This window comes from Idiomarina sp. UBA3176, assembly GCF_002364295.1.
Taxonomy (GTDB): Bacteria; Pseudomonadota; Gammaproteobacteria; order Enterobacterales; family Alteromonadaceae; genus Idiomarina; species Idiomarina loihiensis.
In genome coordinates this window covers 137533-156572 of record NZ_DEXU01000024.1, presented here as the reverse complement: position 1 = coordinate 156572, position 19040 = coordinate 137533, and the positions used below count along the sequence as shown (strand labels likewise).

General features: G+C 48.1%; 16 protein-coding genes. 4 read left to right on the top strand and 12 right to left on the bottom strand.

Annotated features, from left to right (window positions below; genetic code table 11):
- Window positions 1–1110, bottom strand: coding sequence for an anhydro-N-acetylmuramic acid kinase (locus B2U97_RS12115; RefSeq protein WP_286823194.1), 1110 nt, complete (start codon window positions 1108–1110; stop codon window positions 1–3).
- Window positions 1110–2402, bottom strand: coding sequence for an OapA family protein (locus B2U97_RS12110; RefSeq protein ID WP_414653526.1), 1293 nt, complete (start codon window positions 2400–2402; stop codon window positions 1110–1112). Before B2U97_RS12110 ends, B2U97_RS12115 begins: the two co-directional genes overlap by 1 nt.
- Window positions 2403–2638: 236 nt before the next feature.
- Here B2U97_RS12110 and tyrS point away from each other — a divergent pair, with 236 nt between their 5' ends.
- Complete coding sequence (gene tyrS / locus B2U97_RS12105; RefSeq protein ID WP_272988970.1) at window positions 2639–3844, top strand: tyrosine--tRNA ligase; 1206 nt, start codon at window positions 2639–2641, stop codon at window positions 3842–3844.
- A gap of 93 nt (window positions 3845–3937) precedes the next feature.
- Here the strand turns inward: tyrS and B2U97_RS12100 are convergent, their stop codons facing one another.
- From B2U97_RS12100 to B2U97_RS12070, 7 genes are read right to left on the bottom strand one after another with little or no spacing between them, the layout of a single operon-like run.
- Complete coding sequence (locus B2U97_RS12100) at window positions 3938–5938, bottom strand: methyl-accepting chemotaxis protein (RefSeq protein WP_286823192.1); 2001 nt, start codon at window positions 5936–5938, stop codon at window positions 3938–3940.
- 33 nt (window positions 5939–5971) lie between these two features.
- Window positions 5972–6790 carry a symmetrical bis(5'-nucleosyl)-tetraphosphatase gene (locus tag B2U97_RS12095; RefSeq protein WP_286823191.1) on the bottom strand — a complete coding sequence of 273 codons (819 nt, stop codon included), beginning with the start codon at window positions 6788–6790 and terminating at the stop codon, window positions 5972–5974.
- A 2-nt stretch (window positions 6791–6792) separates the two neighbouring features.
- The gene (gene apaG, locus B2U97_RS12090; protein WP_286823190.1) at window positions 6793–7167 is read right to left on the bottom strand and encodes a Co2+/Mg2+ efflux protein ApaG; all 375 of its coding nucleotides are present in this window, start codon (window positions 7165–7167) and stop codon (window positions 6793–6795) included.
- Window positions 7154–8005 carry a 16S rRNA (adenine(1518)-N(6)/adenine(1519)-N(6))-dimethyltransferase RsmA gene (gene rsmA / locus B2U97_RS12085; RefSeq protein WP_286823189.1) on the bottom strand — a complete coding sequence of 284 codons (852 nt, stop codon included), beginning with the start codon at window positions 8003–8005 and terminating at the stop codon, window positions 7154–7156. Before rsmA ends, apaG begins: the two co-directional genes overlap by 14 nt.
- On the bottom strand, window positions 7998–8990 hold the full coding sequence (gene pdxA, locus B2U97_RS12080; protein WP_034822059.1) for a 4-hydroxythreonine-4-phosphate dehydrogenase PdxA: 993 nt from the start codon (window positions 8988–8990) through the stop codon (window positions 7998–8000). The genes rsmA and pdxA overlap by 8 nt, the downstream gene beginning before the upstream one ends.
- The gene (gene surA, locus B2U97_RS12075; protein ID WP_110014315.1) at window positions 8987–10285 is read right to left on the bottom strand and encodes a peptidylprolyl isomerase SurA; all 1299 of its coding nucleotides are present in this window, start codon (window positions 10283–10285) and stop codon (window positions 8987–8989) included. The genes pdxA and surA overlap by 4 nt, the downstream gene beginning before the upstream one ends.
- 11 nt (window positions 10286–10296) lie before the next feature.
- Window positions 10297–12570: an LPS-assembly protein LptD gene (locus B2U97_RS12070; protein ID WP_034822068.1), complete on the bottom strand. Its 2274-nt coding sequence runs from the start codon at window positions 12568–12570 to the stop codon at window positions 10297–10299.
- Between the two features lie 137 nt (window positions 12571–12707).
- Between B2U97_RS12070 and B2U97_RS12065 the strand changes: the two genes are divergently transcribed.
- Genes B2U97_RS12065 through djlA form a run of 3 tightly spaced genes read left to right on the top strand, consistent with a single transcriptional unit; the run spans window position 12708 to window position 15218 of the window.
- Window positions 12708–13712 (top strand): aminoglycoside phosphotransferase family protein, encoded by a 1005-nt coding sequence (locus B2U97_RS12065; protein ID WP_034822179.1) that lies wholly within the window; start codon window positions 12708–12710, stop codon window positions 13710–13712.
- Window positions 13709–14386 (top strand): N-acetylmuramate alpha-1-phosphate uridylyltransferase MurU, encoded by a 678-nt coding sequence (gene murU, locus B2U97_RS12060; RefSeq protein ID WP_034822071.1) that lies wholly within the window; start codon window positions 13709–13711, stop codon window positions 14384–14386. The genes B2U97_RS12065 and murU overlap by 4 nt, the downstream gene beginning before the upstream one ends.
- Window position 14387: 1 nt before the next feature.
- Window positions 14388–15218 carry a co-chaperone DjlA gene (gene djlA, locus B2U97_RS12055; protein ID WP_286823187.1) on the top strand — a complete coding sequence of 277 codons (831 nt, stop codon included), beginning with the start codon at window positions 14388–14390 and terminating at the stop codon, window positions 15216–15218.
- Between the two features lie 24 nt (window positions 15219–15242).
- Here djlA and B2U97_RS12050 read toward each other — a convergent pair whose 3' ends face one another.
- From B2U97_RS12050 to rapA, 3 genes are all read right to left on the bottom strand, one after another.
- On the bottom strand, window positions 15243–16028 hold the full coding sequence (locus B2U97_RS12050) for a DUF3530 family protein (RefSeq protein WP_034822076.1): 786 nt from the start codon (window positions 16026–16028) through the stop codon (window positions 15243–15245).
- A 44-nt stretch (window positions 16029–16072) separates the two neighbouring features.
- Window positions 16073–16729, bottom strand: a complete 657-nt coding sequence (locus tag B2U97_RS12045; RefSeq protein ID WP_034822079.1) for a pseudouridine synthase — start codon at window positions 16727–16729, stop codon at window positions 16073–16075.
- Window positions 16729–19040: RNA polymerase-associated protein RapA (rapA, locus tag B2U97_RS12040; protein ID WP_286830541.1), on the bottom strand; the 2312-nt coding region annotated here is incomplete at its 5' end. The genes B2U97_RS12045 and rapA, both read right to left, overlap by 1 nt.

The following is a 19040-nucleotide window of genomic DNA, read 5'->3' as shown; positions in this document are numbered from 1 at the left end:
CTATTGATGTAGGACTTTAGCGCCTAAAACCACCGGGTGACTGGCTCCTGTAACTTCAGGCTGGTTACCCGGTTTTTTATGCTCGTAACACCAGCCTAACCAGGCAAAAGCTATTGCCTCAACCCATTGCGGGTCAACGCCTAAACTTGCTGTAGTATCGCATTGAATCGGTGCTAAGAGCTCAGTTAAGCGCTCCATCAATAATGGGTTTCGGGTGCCTCCACCACAAAAATAAGCCGTATCGGGCTGTTGTGGCAGCGTTGCCAGTGCATCTTTGATGCTAATAGCGGTAAGTTCGGTCAAAGTGCGCTGTACATCAGCCGGAGATATATTCTGCCCGGCCAATTGTTGTTGCAGCCATTTTAAGTTGAACTCCTCGCGACCCGTACTTTTGGGAGCTGGTTTAGCAAAAAACGGATGTTGCAATAAACGCTTTAGCAGGTCAGGCTGAAGTTTGCCTGCACTCGCAAATTGGGCGTTTTCATCGAAGCTTTTACTTGGGTCATTATACTGAACCCATTGGTCCAGTAAGGTGTTGGCAGGTCCTGTATCAAAGCCCAGTACTTGGCCTTTATGGCCCAGCCAGGTGACATTGGCAATGCCACCCAGGTTAATAACCGCAATGCTTTGATTTTTGCGGGCAAAAACTTGCTTATGAAAAGCCGGAACCAACGGTGCTCCCTGACCACCTGCGGCAATGTCTTTGCGCCGAAAATCGTAAATAACATCAATGCCCGTACCTAAAGCCAACCGTGTAGGGTCGCCAATTTGACAGGTGTAGGCTGGTATTTCATTGGGTTTGTGTCGAACGGTTTGCCCGTGACTGGCAATAGCGGTAACTTCTTTTGCTGTTATATCGGCCTGTTCAAGAAGTTGGCGTACCACTTTGGCACAAAGCTCGGAAAAAGCGATGTCTAAACCGGCCAGCTCATCTGCCTGCCAGGTATCTGTATGGCTTAAAGCCAGTAGGCCAGCGCGCAGTTCCGGAGGGAAAGACAAAGAGTGATGAGCTTCAAGTTTAAGTGTGCCTTGCGCGTCTATCTGAACCAATGCCGCGTCAACCGCATCCATACTGGTGCCCGACATCAGTCCAATATAACGCTGAAACATTACTGCATCGCCAGGTAAACGCGTCTGTTGTCGTTTAGTATGGCCATTACCTGATCCGCGTGTTGGCGGAAAGAAGGCAATTCTGATTCGCCCAGCGACTTAGCTTCCGGCAATTCTACTGTACGAGGGTTACGATGTACGCCGTCTACGAGGAATTCGTAGTGTAAGTGTGGGCCCGTTACCCGACCTGTAGCACCGACACGGCCAATAACCTGACCCTGCTTAACACGGTCACCTTTTTTCACGTGCTTACGGCTAAGATGCAAATACTTAGTTACATAGCGCTCGCCGTGCTGAACAAAAATAAAGTTGCCGTTTAATGAGCTATAGCCTGCGGAAATAACCTTACCGTCACCGGATGACATCACTGGTGTGCCAGTAGACGCTGCGTAATCTATACCGTTATGCGGGCGTACCCGGCCCGTAACAGGGTGCAGACGACGAGGGTTAAAGCTTGAACTTATGTAAGTAAAGTTAACCGGTGAACGCAGGAAGGTTTTGCGCATGGCGCGACCGTTCGGCGTATAATATTGTCCATTGTCGTGAAGAATGGCCTGGAAGTTCTCATCCCGGTTGACAAACTCTGCCGCTAAAATTTTGCCGTAGCCAACAAACTCGCCATCTACATAGTGCGTTTCATAAAGTACGCTAAATTCATCGTTTTTACGCAGGTCTAAAGCAAAGTCGATATCCCAGCCAAAAATATCGGCAATGCGCATAATTTGGTTGTCAGTCAGACCTGAGTCGATACCGGCATTCCAGAAGCTGGAGTCAATAACGGCATGAGTAAACTCTGTGCGAACTTCAACTTCTTTAGTTTCTATTTCAGCAACAAAGTTGTCGTTCTGGCGAGTAATAATAAGTGTTTCGGTGTCGTTTATCTGATGCGCTAGCTGCACCAGATTGTCGTCACTGTCTGTCGCAAAGCGAAGCAAATCACCGGGGTGGACTTTACGCAGGTACTTCGCATCGTCACCAGACTCGGTAACACGATAAAGCTGCTGGGCACTAAAGCCTACTTTGCTGAATATTTTTGCTAAGCTGTCACCCGACTTAACCTGATAGGTCTGCCAGGTCAGTTCTGAGTTTTCGGAGTTTTCATTTGAACTGGATTGCTCAAAGGCTAAATCCAGCTGATAGCGTTTACCCGGCATTAACTGCTCTGCTGAAGTACTGTTCTTAGATGCCGTGGCGGGTTCCGACGGAATGATCAGTAATAGCAAGAGGGCAACGCTGATCGCACTGATCAGAATTTTATGAAAATGCGGAAGTTCCATAAACATCCGCTGAATTTTGGTGACAGATTTTAATGTCATATTTTAGCGCACTTCACTTTCTTTATTGTGATTATCCAGTAAACATTTGTCAGCAAACACGGAGATTACTGCACCTGTTTACGACCACGGAATAACCTTATGGTTTCGAGGATAATACGAAAAAATGAAGAATACCAGATTATTGAGCTTAAAACAGTGGTAATAATGGCGTAAAATGGCTGGTTTATGAGTTTTTACAGTTGGAGATAAGGATGAAAACCGAAGTGGCGGAAGCTATTGCCGAGATTACTCGCGGTGCCGAAGAAGTTTTGCTCGAGCAGGAACTGGCTGAGAAGTTAGCCAGTGGTAAGCCGCTGATAGTGAAAGCTGGCTTTGACCCAACTGCCCCCGATTTACACTTGGGCCATACTGTTTTAATTAACAAGCTGAGAGTATTTCAGGATTTTGGCCATAAAGTGGTATTCCTGATAGGTGATTTCACCGGCATGATAGGTGACCCTACAGGCAAAAATGTCACCAGAAAGCCGCTGACCACCGAACAGGTTATTGCTAACGCTGAAACTTATAAAGAACAGGTTTTTAAAATTCTCGACCCGGCTAAAACCGAAATCCGCTTTAACTCCGAATGGATGTCGAAAATGGGGGCGGCCGACATGATTAAACTGGCTGCGCGCCAGACCGTAGCCCGTATGTTAGAGCGTGATGACTTTAAAAAGCGCTATCAGAACAATCAATCCATAGCCATTCATGAGTTTTTATACCCGTTAGTTCAGGGCTGGGACTCGGTTGAGTTAAAAGCAGATGTTGAGCTTGGTGGTACTGACCAGCGCTTTAACCTGCTAATGGGTCGTGAACTGCAAAAAGAAGAAGGGCAGCGTCCACAAACTGTCATTATGACGCCGTTGCTGGAAGGGCTGGACGGTGTGCAGAAGATGTCCAAGTCGTTGAATAACTATATTGGCATTACTGAACCGGCGAATGACATGTTCGGTAAAATTATGTCGGTGTCAGACGAGCTTATGTGGCGCTACTTCCAGTTGCTCAGCTTCCGTTCCATTACCGAAATTGACGAACTGAAAGCCGCTGTAGCTGACGGGAAAAACCCGCGTGATGTGAAAGTTTTGCTGGCAAAAGAGATTATTGCTCGTTTCCACTCGGAAGACGACGCAGAAAAAGCCGAGCAGGATTTTATTCAGCGTTTCCAGAAAAACGCCTTACCGGACGACATACCTGAAAAGACGGTGCAAGTTGGCACTGAGGGAATGGCAATAGGTAATGTGCTAAAAGAAGCCGGGCTGGTTGAGTCCACCTCTGAAGCGTTACGGATGATAAAACAAAATGCCGTTAAAGTGGACGGTGAGAAATTCAGCGACTCGCGTTACCTGTGCACAGAAAAGGACTCTGGAGTTTATCAGGTGGGTAAACGCCGCTTCGCTAAAATTAACTTAACCGCCTAAGAGCGTTAAATGTTGAGGCTATAAAGTCATTAAATAGTAAAAAGGCGCCTTCAAAGGGCGCCTTTTTTCGTTTCTGCAGTTCAGAGGTTTGCTTTAGACTCTGAAACTCTTAATTGAGTCCTGGAGCTCATCTGCCAGTTTAGCGACTTCATTAGACGCCTGAGCTGTTTGTTTGGAACCAGAAGCCGTTTGTTCGGCAATGGAAACAATAGACTCAAGACGCTCGCTGATATCCTGCGCAGTACTACTTTGCTCTTTCGCCGCATTAGCAATATGGTTACTGCTGTCAGACGCCTGATGCACTGACTCAGTAATAGACTGAAGTGCCTGAGCTGCTTCATCGGACTGTTGAACACTGAGTTCAGCCTGCTCGCGGCCTTTATTCATTACGGTAACCGCTCGCTGAGAGTCATTCTGCAGATTCTCAATCATGTCCTGAATTTCTTCGGTGGACTCTTGAGTACGGCTGGCCAGAGTACGAACCTCATCAGCAACAACCGCAAACCCGCGGCCTTGCTCACCGGCTCGTGCCGCTTCAATGGCAGCATTCAGTGCCAGCAAATTAGTCTGGTCGGCAATACCGCGAATAACATCCAGAATGCCACCAATGTTTTTACTGTTTTCTGACAACTGATCGATAACTTCCGATGCGCCTTTAATTTCATTTGCCAGGCCTTCGATAGTTGCACGGTTCTTGTCTGAAATTTGACGAACGCGTTTTGCTTCATCATCAGAGTGTTGAATTTCGCGTAAGGCCTGTTCTGCACCGTCAGCCATTTCGCTGGCAGTACTATTCATTTCCTGAGTGGCCGTGGCTACTTGCTCAATTTGACGGCGCTGTTCGTCAATGGCGTTAGTTGTCTCGTCTGAAACATTGGAAGACTGCTCCGCGGCCGTAGCTAGCTGAGTGGCGCGGTTCGCAATACCTTCAATAAGTTTACGTAAATTACCGGTCAGTTTATTGGTATTTGAGGCTAGCTCTCCAAATTCGTCCTGCGAGCTATAGTCAACACGTTCGGTTAAGTTACCATCAGCCATAATGTTCAACATGTGGTTAACGCGTGACAATGGACGGCTGATACTACGTACGGTGTACCATGAAATAAACACGGCCAGAGCAATAGAAATAATGGTGATAATACTATTGAGCCAGCTACTGGTAGAGATAGAGTCTGTTACTGAAACCCGTGTACCGTCGGCTATTCCGCGAACCGCAGTTTGTAGGCGGTCGGCTTCAGCCATTAATTTATTTAGCTGGACTTCTGATTTATTCAGAGAGTCTTCTGAGTCTACACGAAGCTGTTGGCGACGAATGACATTGTCCGGATACGAACCCGTGCCTTGAAGGCTGTCGAGCGCATCACGAACTGTCGCAATTGCATCATCTACCATTGAGGCTGTACCGCCTGTAGCCTCATTATCTAAAACTTCCAGGCGAGGACGAATACTGTCAATATTTATGTCAATTTCGCTGCGAATGATTTGAGCACTGTCTAATTTATTCGCTTTGTTCAGGTCATACATTAAAGTGATGAGACTGGACAGTGACGATTCGATGTTGCTGGCTTCACGGGAGATTACTTCGTTATTAGAGGCATCCATAGTGTCCAGCAGCATGATAGCGGCATCATCAATATTGAATGCAATTTCATCTAACTGCGAGGCAGTAACATTTTGCAGTTCGAGGTATTCACTGTGCTGACTAAACAGGCGGTCTATCAGACTAATGTACTGGCGTGAGTCTTTTTCCAGCTCGTTAATTTCGTCACTCTGACCATTCCCCTGAATAAGCTCTTTAAGCTTATCAAGAGAGGAGAAAAGCAACTTGTTAGATTCGTTAAACTCTTTTTTGTGAGCTGCTACCTGTTCTAAACTTTCATCATAAAAAGTTTCTAGCTGAACATTACCCAGCTCGAGAATATCGACTTTAATAGCCGAGACTTGATTCAGTGCCGGTACTGCCTCATCGTTGAGCTTATCAACCGACGAGCCTATGCTGTTGATATTAAACAACGAGCTTAAGCTAATGATGAGTAACAGCAAAGTAATGATGGCAAAACCACCGATAACTCGCATGGCAACAGTAATTTTCATGAAACTTTCCTCAGCACTGCATAATTATTATTATCACTTCCCGGTCAAAGCCGGTTCATGAAAGAAGGTTTTATTTTCAACGCTGTATAACGTCATGTACTGACCCCAAACACAGCCAGTATCCAGCGCTATCACATCCTGACGGCGGGTTTCGCCCATTAGCGCAGCCCAATGCCCGAATAATACTCGATTCTCAGATTCTGACCAAAAGTTAAACCATGGCTTATACGAATCCTGCGACGAACGCTCATATGGATTATCTTTTTGAGAAAAATCCAGTTCACCTTCCGGGTTACAGTAACGCATTCGGGTAAAGGCGTTCACTATAAAACGGTATCGGTCAAAACCTTGCAGACTTGAGTCCCATTTTCCCGGGGAGTTGCCAAATAATTGCTGCATAAAGTTTTCAAACTCATTGCCAGCAATAACTTTCGTGACTTCCTGCGCGTATTGACTGGCTTGTTCGAGTGTCCACCATGGGTAAATACCGGCGTGAGCTATTACCGTTTTGTGCTCTATCAGCTGGTGCAGCAAAGGCTGGTGGCGAAGCCACTCTAACCAGTCATAGCGACTGCTGTCTTCTAGCAATGCGTTAAGTTTATCTTTCGGATTAGGTTGTCGGCAACCCAGCAACACTGCCATTAAGTTTAAATCGTGATTACCTAATACGGTGTGTACCGAGTTACTGTTTTCGTAGAAAAAACGCAACGCATCGCGCGAATCGGGGCCGCGCGCGACAATATCACCTACGCACCATAATGAGTCGTTTGCAGGGTTAAAGCTGACTTGAGTAAGCAGAGCTTCAAGTTCGCGGAAGCAGCCCTGAATATCACCAACAACGTAATTGCTCATAATTAATGAATAATATTAGGAATGGCCAGCCGGAAAGACGGAATCGGCGCTTTAAACTGCGAGCCATGTTCATCTATCATCAGGTAATGACCTTCCATAGTGCCAATAGGCGTAGCCAGAACGGTGCCGCTGGTATAACTGAACGATTCACCGGCAGCCAGTTTAGGCTGTTGTCCCACAACTCCATCACCGGCCACCCGGGTAATCTTATTGTCGGCATCGGTAATGCGCCATTCGCGGGCAAGTAGCTGTACTATCTGGCTGGACTCATTGGTTATGGTTATGGTGTAAGAAAACACATATTGTCCGGTATCAGGGTTTGACTGAGCCGCTAAATATTGTGTTTTAACCTCTACTGTAATGTTACTGACTGTCATTCTTTTTCGCTTGTTCGGTGAGCCAGTCGGATATCCTGCAGTAATCGTCTACAGAGAGTGTTTCCGGTCTTGCGCCCGGGTCAATGCCAAGGGCTTCCAACTGCTCTGCAGGAACCAACTGTTTAAGGTTGTTTCTTATTGTTTTACGGCGTTGATTAAAGGCTGTCAAACATAAGCTGTGCAGTTGCGCTTTATCTTTAACTGGATGAGGACTTTCGGTGTAAGGTTCTAACCGAACCACCGACGATTCTACTTTCGGTGGCGGCGTAAACGCCGATGGCGGAACGGCAACCACCGGGGTGACTTTACAGGCTTGCTGCACGCCGACGCTGATTCTGCCATAACTTTTTGAGCCGGGCTCTGCTGCTAAGCGATCAACCACTTCTTTTTGCAGCATAAAGTGCATATCTTTTACATCATCGGCAAACTTCAGCAGATGAAAGATAAGCGGCGTGGAGATGTTATAGGGCAGGTTACCGAACACTCGTGCCGGACTCTCTTTGGCAAACTGACTAAAATCTATGCTTAGCGCATCGGCTTGAATCACTTCCAGTTTTGAACTTAAAAAAGGGTGATGCTGAAGCCTTTCAACTAAGTCACGGTCAATTTCGATAACTTTTAAATGGCCACTGCGATCTACTGTCGGCTCAGTTAGTGCTGCTAACCCCGGGCCAATTTCTATTAGGTTTTCACCGGGCAAAGGGTTAATGGCATCAACAATCTGCTCAATAATATAGTCGTCATTCAGGAAGTTCTGGCCAAACCGTTTACGTGCCCGGTGGCCCAAGTGGGTTTTACTTCCGCCCTGGTGTTTATTCCCACCTTGGTTTTTACTCATAATACGCTGCTCTTGCCATATCTATAGCGGTCTGCATTGCCAGGCGGCAACTACCGTCGCTAATCTTGCCAGACCCGGCCAGCTCAAGTGCTGTACCGTGATCAACAGAAGTCCGGATATAAGGTAACCCGAGTGTAATGTTTACGGCCTGCCCGAAACCTTTATATTTTAGCACCGGAAGACCCTGATCGTGATACATAGCAACTACCGCACTGGCATCTTCAAGGTACTTTGGCTGAAAAATGGTATCTGCGGGATACGGGCCGTGCAAGTTCATGCCTTGCTTTTTAAGTTGTTCCAGAACCGGAATAATAATGTCTATTTCTTCCCTGCCTAAATGTCCCGACTCTCCCGCATGAGGGTTTAATCCGCAAACCAATATTTTGGGCGACGACTCGCCGAATTTCTTAGTCAGGTCGTTATGCAGTATGGTAATAATGTTGGTCAGACGCTCCGCGGTAACGGCTTTTGCCACATAGGCCAGCGGAATGTGAGTCGTGACCAGCGCCACACGCAGGCCTTCTGTAGCCAACATCATAACGACATCATTGCAGTTCGCTTCATGAGCTAAAAATTCAGTGTGTCCTGAAAACGCCACGCCGGCTTGATTAATCACACCTTTGTGTACAGGGCCGGTAACAATGGCATCGAACTCGCCTGAGAGATTACCGTCAGAGGCTCTTTTTAAGCAATCAACCACATAATGACCGTTGGCTGTACATAACTCGCCAGGAGTCACGTCTTCGCACACTGGAATATGTTCTACCCAAAGATGTCCGGGTTCATGTTGCGGCAGTTCTTCACCTTTTCTATACCTGTGCAAGGTAATAGGAAGGTTCAATTGCTCGGCGCGTTGTTTTAGTAAATTTTTATCTGCACAGACAACGACAGCAGCCGACCAGGGCTGCTGCGCTATTTTTATAATTAAGTCCGGGCCAATACCTGCCGGCTCACCCGGTGTAAATACAAGAGTTGGTATACTCACTCAGCAACTCTTCTGATAAACGCCTGGTCGCGAATTTCTTGCTGCCAGTTATCAAGCTCTTCGCGGAATTTACGGCTAAACAGCATTTGGTATGCGCGTTCTTGCTTGTTTTCTTCAGTGGCATCCAGAGTTCTGCGACCGGTAACTTCTACAATGTGCCAGCCAAACTGTGTGCTGAACGGTTCACTTATTGTGTCTTGTTCAATGCTTTCTACTTTTTGCTTGAATTCTGGTGCGTATTTATTGGGACGAGCCCAGCCCAAATCGCCGCCACGAGAGGCCGAACCAGGGTCAGCTGAATGTTCACGTGCAAGTTCAGCAAAAGTCTTTTCGCCATTGGCAATTTGCTCACGGTATTGATTGAGCATCTCTTTCGCTTTGTTGTCTGACAAAATAACGGAAGGCTTGATTAAAATATGACGTGCTTTAACTTCTTGTACTTCGACTGTTTGCTCTCCGCGCTTGTCCTGTACTTTCAAAATATGAAAGCCGATACCACTGCGGATTGGGCCGACAACGTCACCTACAGACTTCCCATCTACCGCTTCCGCAAACAAGGTCGGCATGCCATTAACTGTCATCCAGCCCAGGTCACCGCCATCCAATGCCGCAGAACCGGAGGAGGAACGTACCGCCAAGTCAGCAAAGTCACTACCTTTGTCCAGTAAATTCAAAACTGTGTTGGCACGCTCTTTGGCTTTTTCAAGTTCGGCTTGTGATGAGTTTGAGTCAGCGGAAATCAGAATTTGAGCCAAACGATACTCTGTCTGAACTTCCTGGTTGCTCTCTATGAGTTTCACCAGGTTATTAATTTCTTGCGGTGTGATAGAAACGCGTTGCTGTACAGCTGCTCGTTGAACTTGCTGGATAACCAATTCGTTACGAATATTTTCGCGGTAGGCTGCCCAGCTCATACCACTACTGACCATGTTTTCCCGAAGCTCAGCTGTTGTAAGGTCTTGGTTATTTGCTATTTCGTTGATGGCTTGCTCTAACTGGTTGTCGTCAATCTCGATACCCATGCGGTTAGCCATTTGCAACTGAATTTCCTGCAGAATCAGGCGTTCTATAGCCTGAGTTTCCAGAACTTCGTCTGAAGGCGCGTTACTCGAGTTGAAGTTCTGACCGTTCTTAACTTGTTGGATAAGTTGGTCAATCTGGCTTTGCAGCACTACGCCGTCATCGACTACGACGACAACGCGATCCAGTATTTGCTGAGCCTGAACGGTGTTATTCAGCAAAAAAGACGATGCAATCAGCACAGCTGCTGAACAAAACGATGCAATTTTTTTCATTATACCTACCACTAGTTACTGAGATAAAAAGGACGGCGGTAACCGTACGTACTTTTCTCAAGCATGTTAATTAGACCACTGCTATCAGAAGCTAAACCGCTGATAATAAATTGTATACTAATGCCATTGTCAAATTGAGTTTCGCCGTTTATCTGAGTCGCACTAAAAGCCGGCTCAAGATCACGGTTTATGCGTCTGTACGCGCTAACCCGTAAGGCCCAGCAGCAACTGCTGTATTGAATGCCCACCATAGCATCATTTAAACGATCATGTGTGAGATCGTAAAAGACATTTGATGCGACTTGCCAGCGCGAACTTGCTGACCAAACTGCCTGCGTTCCAACTTGTTCAATATCGTTGTTCAGAATGTTGGTTGCGGTGCGATGACTGACCTGTATCAAGTTTGATTCATCTTTACGGAACTCTACCGCGGTCTGACTCTTACGGGTGGTGTTAAGTTCCGTATCGTATTGAATTGAGCTGCGTATTGACCAGTTCTCATCAACAGCCCAGTTAATGTCGGCAACCCACTCACTGTTACTGGAGGTTGTGGTTTCTTCATCGCTGGCAAACAGTTGCGTACGACTGTCATTAATATTGTAAATTTGCCCAATACTGGCTCGCAGCACTTCGCGTTCATTCTGAGTGAATAAGCTGCTGCTGACACCGTACGTTATCTGGTTAGCCTCGGCGATGCGATCCAACCCCGAAAAACGGCGGCTACGGAACAGCCCGTGGTAATCGTCCTGCAATAAAGAGGTATCATAAATGCCGATGTTCTGTTGGTTTTCATAGGGCACATACAAATACTGAATTTGCGGCGACAGGGTTTGACGGTACTGGCTGTCACCCAGTTCAATGGCTCGCTCGAGATGCAAACGAGCCCTTACACGAGCGCGGGGAAGCGCACGTGAAACTTCCTCAGCAATCTTGTTGTCCGGGCTTTCCTGCCAATAGCGCGTATAAAGATAAGAAAGCTCGGCTTCTGTATCAAAAGCAGGCTTCTCAAAACGGTACTGAATGCTCGGCTCTATATGTGCCCGGGTCGCGTATTCGCGGGTCTGATCCTGATTCTGAAAATAGGTTAGTTCGTTGTATAAGCTGGCGCTAAAGCCGGTGAAGTCGCCAGTGTTGTAATCGATACTAAGCTGCGGCAGTGTGCGATAGGGGCTGCGGTAGTCGCCAATAAGCTCGTAGTCTTCGGTACGTAATTGTGCGGTCCAGTTTTCGTTGTCGTAATCAAGCTGGGCTACGCGATATAAGTGAGTGTCAGCCCGGCCTGCAAAATCACTACCAAAGTCATTCAGGTAGTTGTCGTCACTAATTTCGGTCGCATCCAGGTAAAAACTCAAGTCCTGGTTTATTTGCGCCGAATGCTGAACGTGCCAAAGGTAGCGTTTTTTATTTGCGATGCGAGTGTCGTCATTGCCTAAATATTCTAAATTGAATTGTCCGGCATTTTGCTCAAATAAATAGCGATACTCGCCTTTCATCATGGTGCCGCGCTCGGACATATAAACCGGAGCTATTGTCGCATCCATATTGGGAGCAATATTAAAGTAGTAGGGAACTTCTACTTCAAAACCACTGTTTGATGATGAGTCGAACGTGGGGTAGAGCAAACCGGTTTTACGCGCGTCACTCAATGGAAAATTAAAATACGGTAAGTAAAGCACCGGTACGTCGAATAACTCAAATCGGGCGTGCCAGGCTTCACCGAAGTCGCTGGTTTCATTTATCTGAATACGTTCTGCGCGTAATTGCCAGGCCGGAGTCTCGCCCGGGCAGGTGGTGAAGCTTGAGTCCTGTAATAAAACTTCCTGCCGGGACAATGAAAGCAACTCTGCGTGGCCACGCGCGTTATGATTTCGCAGTCGGTAATCACTGTTGTAGAGTTTGGCCTCGTCATCGTTTAAGTCTAGCGATAACGAATCACCCGTAACGCTTAAATAGCCGTCATTAAAAGTAATGCCGTCTGAGGCGATAATCTCACCCCGCTGCTGATCGATAGTGGCTTTTGAAGTTGAAAGCCACTGTCCGTTACGCTGAATGATGACGTTACCGGTAAAATACGCTTTTTCATTGGCCAGAATTTCGGCGCTACGCGATTCAACACCAATAGTTCCTGCATCGGTTTCCTGCAACTGGACGGCGGTAATCGTACTCTCAGTAGACTGAGGCACGGTGCAAGTCATGTGTTGTGGTGCGTCTTGATTTTGTAAAGCCGCTAGCGCGCTGCCGGGAAAGGGCAGTAGCATTAGCGAAGTAATAAACCGTTGCAGCAATTTAATCTTCCGTCGTTGTTGTTAAATGCATTTATTCTGTTTTGCAGCGCGAGGGTATAATAAAGCAATTTTGTTTGTTTCGCTATTTGGTACACTGCTAGTTTTAAGGCTTTGCGACAAATTTGGTGGAGGATATTTTGGAAGACAAACGAGAAGTGGCTCTGCAGGCTTGGTGTGAAGCCCAGACAGGTGTTTCACAACCAACTTTAGAAGTTGTATCCGGTGATGCCAGTTTCCGTCGCTATTTTCGGGCAACTAATGGCCAGGAAAGCCTGATAGCGGTCGACTGTCCTCCCGAAAAAGAACCAATGAAGCCTTTTTTGGCCGTTGCACAAGCCTATTCTGAAGCCGGCGTTACTGTGCCAGAGATTATTGCGGCGGATTTAGAACAGGGCTTTATGCTGCAATCCGATTTTGGTCAGATACTGTTGCTGAGTAAACTGCATCCACGAAATGCGCGGCAATACTACCAGCAGGCACTTACCGCGCTGCCTAACATTATGTCGGTACGCCGGACTGAGCAGGGTGAGCTGCCCGCTTTCGATACCGCTTTGTTGGAACGTGAACTTTCTTTATTTAAGGACTGGTTATTAAAACATCACCTGAACTTAGACTGGCATACCGGGGACGATGAAGTTTGGAGTCAGTTTAGCCAACAAATGATTGATAACGCATTGCAGCAACCGCAGGTGGGAGTGCATCGGGACTTTCATTCACGTAACTTAATGCTGCTGGACGATGACCGTATTGGTATTATCGACTTTCAGGATGCGGTGCTGGGTCCGGTGACCTATGACGCGGTGTCGTTACTACGCGACTGCTATATTGAGTGGCCAGAGGAATTGGTCAACGAATTGAGTGAAGGGTTAAGGCAACATCTGGTTGAGTCTGACTGCTTAGCGGCGCAGGTTGAACCACAACAATGGCAACACTGGTTTGACTGGATGGGGCTGCAGCGGCACACCAAAGCGGCAGGTATTTTTGCCCGGTTGGCGCATCGCGATCATAAGCCCGGCTATTTACAGGATGTGCCCAGAACCCTCGGGTATTTGCAGCGAGTAAGTGCTAACTATCCGCAGCTTTCAAATTACAACCGCTGGTTGCGTGAGCGCATTATCCCAGCCTGGAAGGACAGCCTATGAGAGCGATGATTTTAGCTGCCGGACGGGGCAGTAGAATGCGCCCGTTAACGGATAATCAGCCAAAGCCTTTGTTGCCGGTAGCGGGAAAACCCTTGTTGGGTTATCACCTGGAAAAGCTGGCAAACGCAGGTGTTAATGAAGTGGTTATTAATCATGCCTGGCATGGTGAGCAAATTGAAGATTTTGTCGGGGACGGCAGCCAGTGGGGTCTGCAGGTTTCATTCTCTGCGGAACCTGAGGGTGGACTTGAGACTGCAGGGGGTATTATTAAAGCCTTGCCACTGCTCGGAGATGACCCGTTTTGGGTTATTAATGGTGATATCTGGACAGACTGGGATTACCGGGATTTACCAACGGATCTGGAAAAAGGGCTGCTGGGACATTTAATTATGGTGGATAATCCGATTCATCATTCAAATGGTGACTTTGCTATTGAAAATGGATTGTTGGTTAATGGGGAAAATGAGAATGATGCCCGTAAAACTTTTTCCGGTGTTGGTCTGTATCGCAAAGAACTGTTGGCGCCATACCCTGAGGGGAAACGGGCATTAAAGCCTTTTTTCGACAGGGCAATTAATAAGAAGCAACTGGCAGCAAGCCATCAGGATGGATTTTGGACAGACGTAGGTACACCGGAACGCCTGCATCAAGTTAACCAGCGGCTGGAGAAATAACATGGTTTGGGGAAAGGTAGTCGGCGCACTGGCTGGCTTTGCGTTTATGAAATGGCCGGGTGCTATTCTGGGGGCGCTCATTGGTCACTGGTTTGATCGGGGCATGGCTCAGGACTTTTCCCAAAAAGGCGCCTGGGGGCGTTTTTTGTATGGGGCAGAGCAAGCCGCCGGGGACGCTAATTTTATTTACACACTGTTCGCAGTAATGGGCCACGTTGCTAAGGCAAAAGGTAAAGTCACCACTAGCGATATTTCTCAGGCTCAGGAGCTAATGCGTCGTTTGAATTTAAATCAGGACGCGACCCGCGAAGCACAGGAAGCCTTTCGCGAAGGTAAAGAACCGACGTTTCCTCTGCAACAAGTCATGAAGGATTTTAGTGCCTCCTTTTACGGTAACCGCGATGTTCTGCAGCTTTTTATGGAGCAGCTGATTGGTCTTGCGTTAAATGACGGTGTGTTGGAAAAGTCAGAGCATGAAGTTTTGGTTAACGTGGCTAAGCACCTTGGGTTTACTCGTTTTCAGCTGGACCAGTGGTTGATGATGGAAAAAGCGGCTTTTCGTTTTCATCAGCATCGTCGGCAGCAGCATCAGCAACAGCGAAAAACCACCAGCCAGGATGAAATAAATAACGCTTATGAAGTGCTTGGCGTAACAGCTCAAAACAGTAACGCCGAAATTAAGAAAGCGTATCGTAAATTAATGGCTCGGCATCATCCGGACAAGCTGGCTTCTAAGGGGTTACCGGAAGAGGTAATGAAGCAGGCTCATCAACGTGCTCAGGACATTCAGGCGGCTTATGAGAAGATCAAAGAAAAGCGCGGCGTCCGTTAAAAAAGGGTGTTAAAACTGGAAAGGTTAAAAGCCGTGAAATTCCAGCCAGCCTTTTATAGTAGAGATTAATTCACGCTGCCCGGTGTTACCGGAATTAACCAGCTGACGCTGGCGGTACGCTGGGTGCTGGTATTTATTCGCTAGTTTTTTACGCAAGGCCCAGTGTTCACTCACCCAACGGTTAGCTTCCGCACTGCGAATATCGAGAACCGGCAGTTGCGACTGGCTAATGCGTTCAGCAAGAGTGCGGTTATACTGAAACTGAGGCACATAAGCGTTAACCAATACAATAGCATCGGGCATTATTGAAGGCTCACTTTCCAGCAAACGCAGGGCTATGTCTGCGGTAATTCCTTCTACTACCCATACAGAAAAGCCCGGGCGGTCCAGGGTTTCGTTCAGCAGCAGAGTCATGCGTTGCTGCAAAGCATTCACTGGTGCCGTAAAGACCTCTTCGTCTGCAGCCTCAGGGAAATGCGTTGTCGTAGCAGGTGTCTGCAAATTGTCTGTACGTATGTCGTTGTCGGGCGGGGTTAAAGCCCAGGTGGTCCAGCCAAAATCCGGTGCGTTTTCATAAACCGGGCGAATATAAAAAGACTGCAGTGGATGGTAGTACCAATCTGGTAAAAGCACCATTTGCCCGCGCTCAAAGGCCTGCAAGTACTCTTTCTTTAACGCCAAATAGCGTTCGCCGTCATTTCCGGTTAACCAATGGAGCTGGTCTTGCGGCAAATAACGTTCTAGGTCGTCCTGGCTTACTGCGGGGTTGATGAAAACAACCGCCAGCAGAATTAATAGATAGCGCTTCATGCAGCCTGTATCGGCTGAAGCGGCGCTAGCTTGAGTGCAAATTGCTAAAACTGAACGGGGCTGAAAAACTCTATAGGTTGTTCGGTTTGCGGATGGGTTACGCCAAGGTATTCCGCATGCAGTAATAAACGCTCAGCAGCAGCGAAAGCATCGCTGTGTGCATAGAATTTATCTCCAAGTATCGGGCAGCCAAGGGCCTGCATATGAACTCTGAGCTGATGTGAGCGTCCGGTATGAGGTGTCAGTTCAAGGCGGCTACAACCGTTATCAAAATCCGTTACACGATAAAAGGTCGTGCTGGGTTTGCCGGTGAAAAAATCCATGTGCTGGCGCGGGCGATTCGGCCAGTCGCAGGACAACGGCAACTCTATTTCCCCTTGCGGAGAAGGTGGTTTGCCCCAAACTCGGGCAATATACCTTTTACTGGTTGTGCGATTCTGAAACTGCCGGTTCAGGTGACTTTGCGCGGCTTTAGTTTTTGCCAGTAAAAGAACTCCGGAAGTTGCCATATCCAGCCGGTGGACCACTCTTATTTCTGGGTGTACGCGCTGTACGCGGGTATAAACCGAGTCTTTATGTTCTGGTCGCTTGCCCGGAACACTGAGCAGCCCGCTTTGCTTATCAACCACCAACAACTGGCTGTCCTCATAGATAACCTGAAGAAATGGCGTTGTCGGCGGCTGATAATGGAGCAGCGTCATTAATGGTTATTCACCAGGATACGCACTGCCTGAAGCGATAACTGCGGGCTCTCCAGCGCCGCCGTAATTTGCTCTTCGCGCCAATTTATCGCCTCTATTTCACTGCTGCGCACCGACGGGTTTTTCTGTCGTAATTCCAGCAAGCGCGTGCGTTCGTGTTGCAGTGCAGCCAGCGCATTTTGCTTTACTTCATCCAGCTGCTTTTGCTGCCACTCACGAGCCTGTTGCTGGCCGGACTGAATAATCTTTTGCGCCGGGTCACGTAACTGACGCAATATCTGTCGCGCGGTCTTTTTATCAATAAAGCTGGATTGTTGGTCCAGCAGCTCGCGTGACACTTTAGCGGACAGCTCCTGACCCTGACCATTAAACAACAGACGTAAACTCTGCAATGGGCAGAACTCCTGCAATGCCGCGGCTTTAGGCGCCGGTACTATGCTGGCAAAGTCCAGTTCCAGGAACCAGCTGCCAGCCGGAATAGCCGGGTTTTTCAGCTCTGCAACGCAGGTGCTGCCAAAGTCATCTGCAGTCAGCAGTTCAAGCGCAGCCTGCACCATGGGGTGATCCCAACTTAAAAAGTCAGTATCTTCAAAGTTCAGTGCGGTCACCCTGTCAAAGGTTATGGTGATGCCATCATCCGGCAGTCCCGGCAGGCTGCCGACACGCATATGCTCACCCGGGCGAATAAACCAGCGCTCTTCATCCAGCACTTCGTTAGTCACGCCAAAACGGTCAAAGAAGGCAATCATAAAGTCTGCCAGAGTGTCGGTATCGCTGTCGCTATGAATTTGTTCTATGATTTTTTCAGCAGTTTCAGGACGACAGGCGTTTAGTGCCTGCAACTTGTCCTGCCCTTCACGGTTCCGTTCCAGCCAGGTTTTGTGCAGTTCTTTCGTCTGCTCCAGCAATTCGTCACTGAGTGGCTTCTGCTCAGCAACAGCCTGCTCAATGTCCTTACCAAAAGCATCGTACAGTTTACGGCCTATCGCATTACATTGAGAGAAGGCGTTCATACCCTGCTCGTACCATGGCAGCAATATGGCTTCCGCCGAGCCTTTGCAGTAAGGCAGGTAAATATCAATATTTTGCTGCTGGCCAATGCGGTCTAAGCGGCCAATACGCTGTTCCAGCAGGTCAGGGTTCGTTGGCAAGTCGAACAGAATCAGTTGATGAACAAACTGAAAGTTACGACCTTCACTGCCAATTTCTGAGCACAGCAGAATAGGGCTGCCGTCTTCTTCGCTGGCAAAAAAGGCGGCGGAGCGGTCACGTTCGGTCAGCGTCATACCTTCATGGAAGGTTGCCGCCTGTACCCCCGCCAGTACGCGCAAGGCTTCCGACAAATCCAGTACTTGCTCTGCCGTTTTGCATATCAGCAGTGCTTTTTCCGAGCGGTTCTGTTTAATGTGATTCAATAACCAGTCAATGCGCGGATCTTCCATCCACCAGGGCATGTCTTCATCGGGTTCGCATTCATCCAGTTCTACCGGATGAAAATGGCGTTCAGGAAAACCGCCAATATCGGCCCTACGGTTACGGAACATAACGCGGCCAGTACCATGTTTATCCAGCAGGTCATCGAGTTCTGCCGGGTCAGTAACAGACTCGGCTTGTTCTGCTAATTCTTTATACTGTGTTTGCTCTTGCTGGAAACTGGCAAAGTCGGAGAACCTGTCCGGGTCCAGTAGCTGCAGTCGCTGGAAATGACCTTCGGCACCTTCTTGCTCCGGGGTTGCCGTTAACAGCAACAAGCCGGGAACCGCTTCGCAAAGGCTTTTAACCGCACTAAATTCCGGTGCCTCGGGCTGTAAATGGTGTGCTTCATCAATTATCAGCAGATCGAATTCCGCCTCAAGCAACGCCTGACTCCAGCGCGACTCGTGCATAAAGCGGCTACTGATAATAATGTGCTGTTCAGTTAAAAACGGATTTTCACTGTCGGCTTCCGCCTGCTCGCAACGCTCATCATCAAACAGAGTAAAGTTCAGCGCAAAGCGGCGGCGTAACTCAACCAGCCACTGATGCATTAAAGATTCCGGTACCACAATTAAGACCCGCTGCGAGCGGCCGGTATTCAGGCGGCGCTTGATGATCATGCCGGCTTCAATGGTTTTACCTAAGCCCACTTCATCGGCTAAAAGCACTCGCGGGTGGTAACGGTCGGCAACAGTTTTGGCAATATACAACTGGTGCGGCAGCAAATGGGTACGAACACCTAATAAACCGGCAACCTCACTGGCCTGATGATGCGCCAGGTGTTCACTGGCTTCGCAGCGCAGCTGATACATATCCAGGCGGTCGGCCTGGCCGG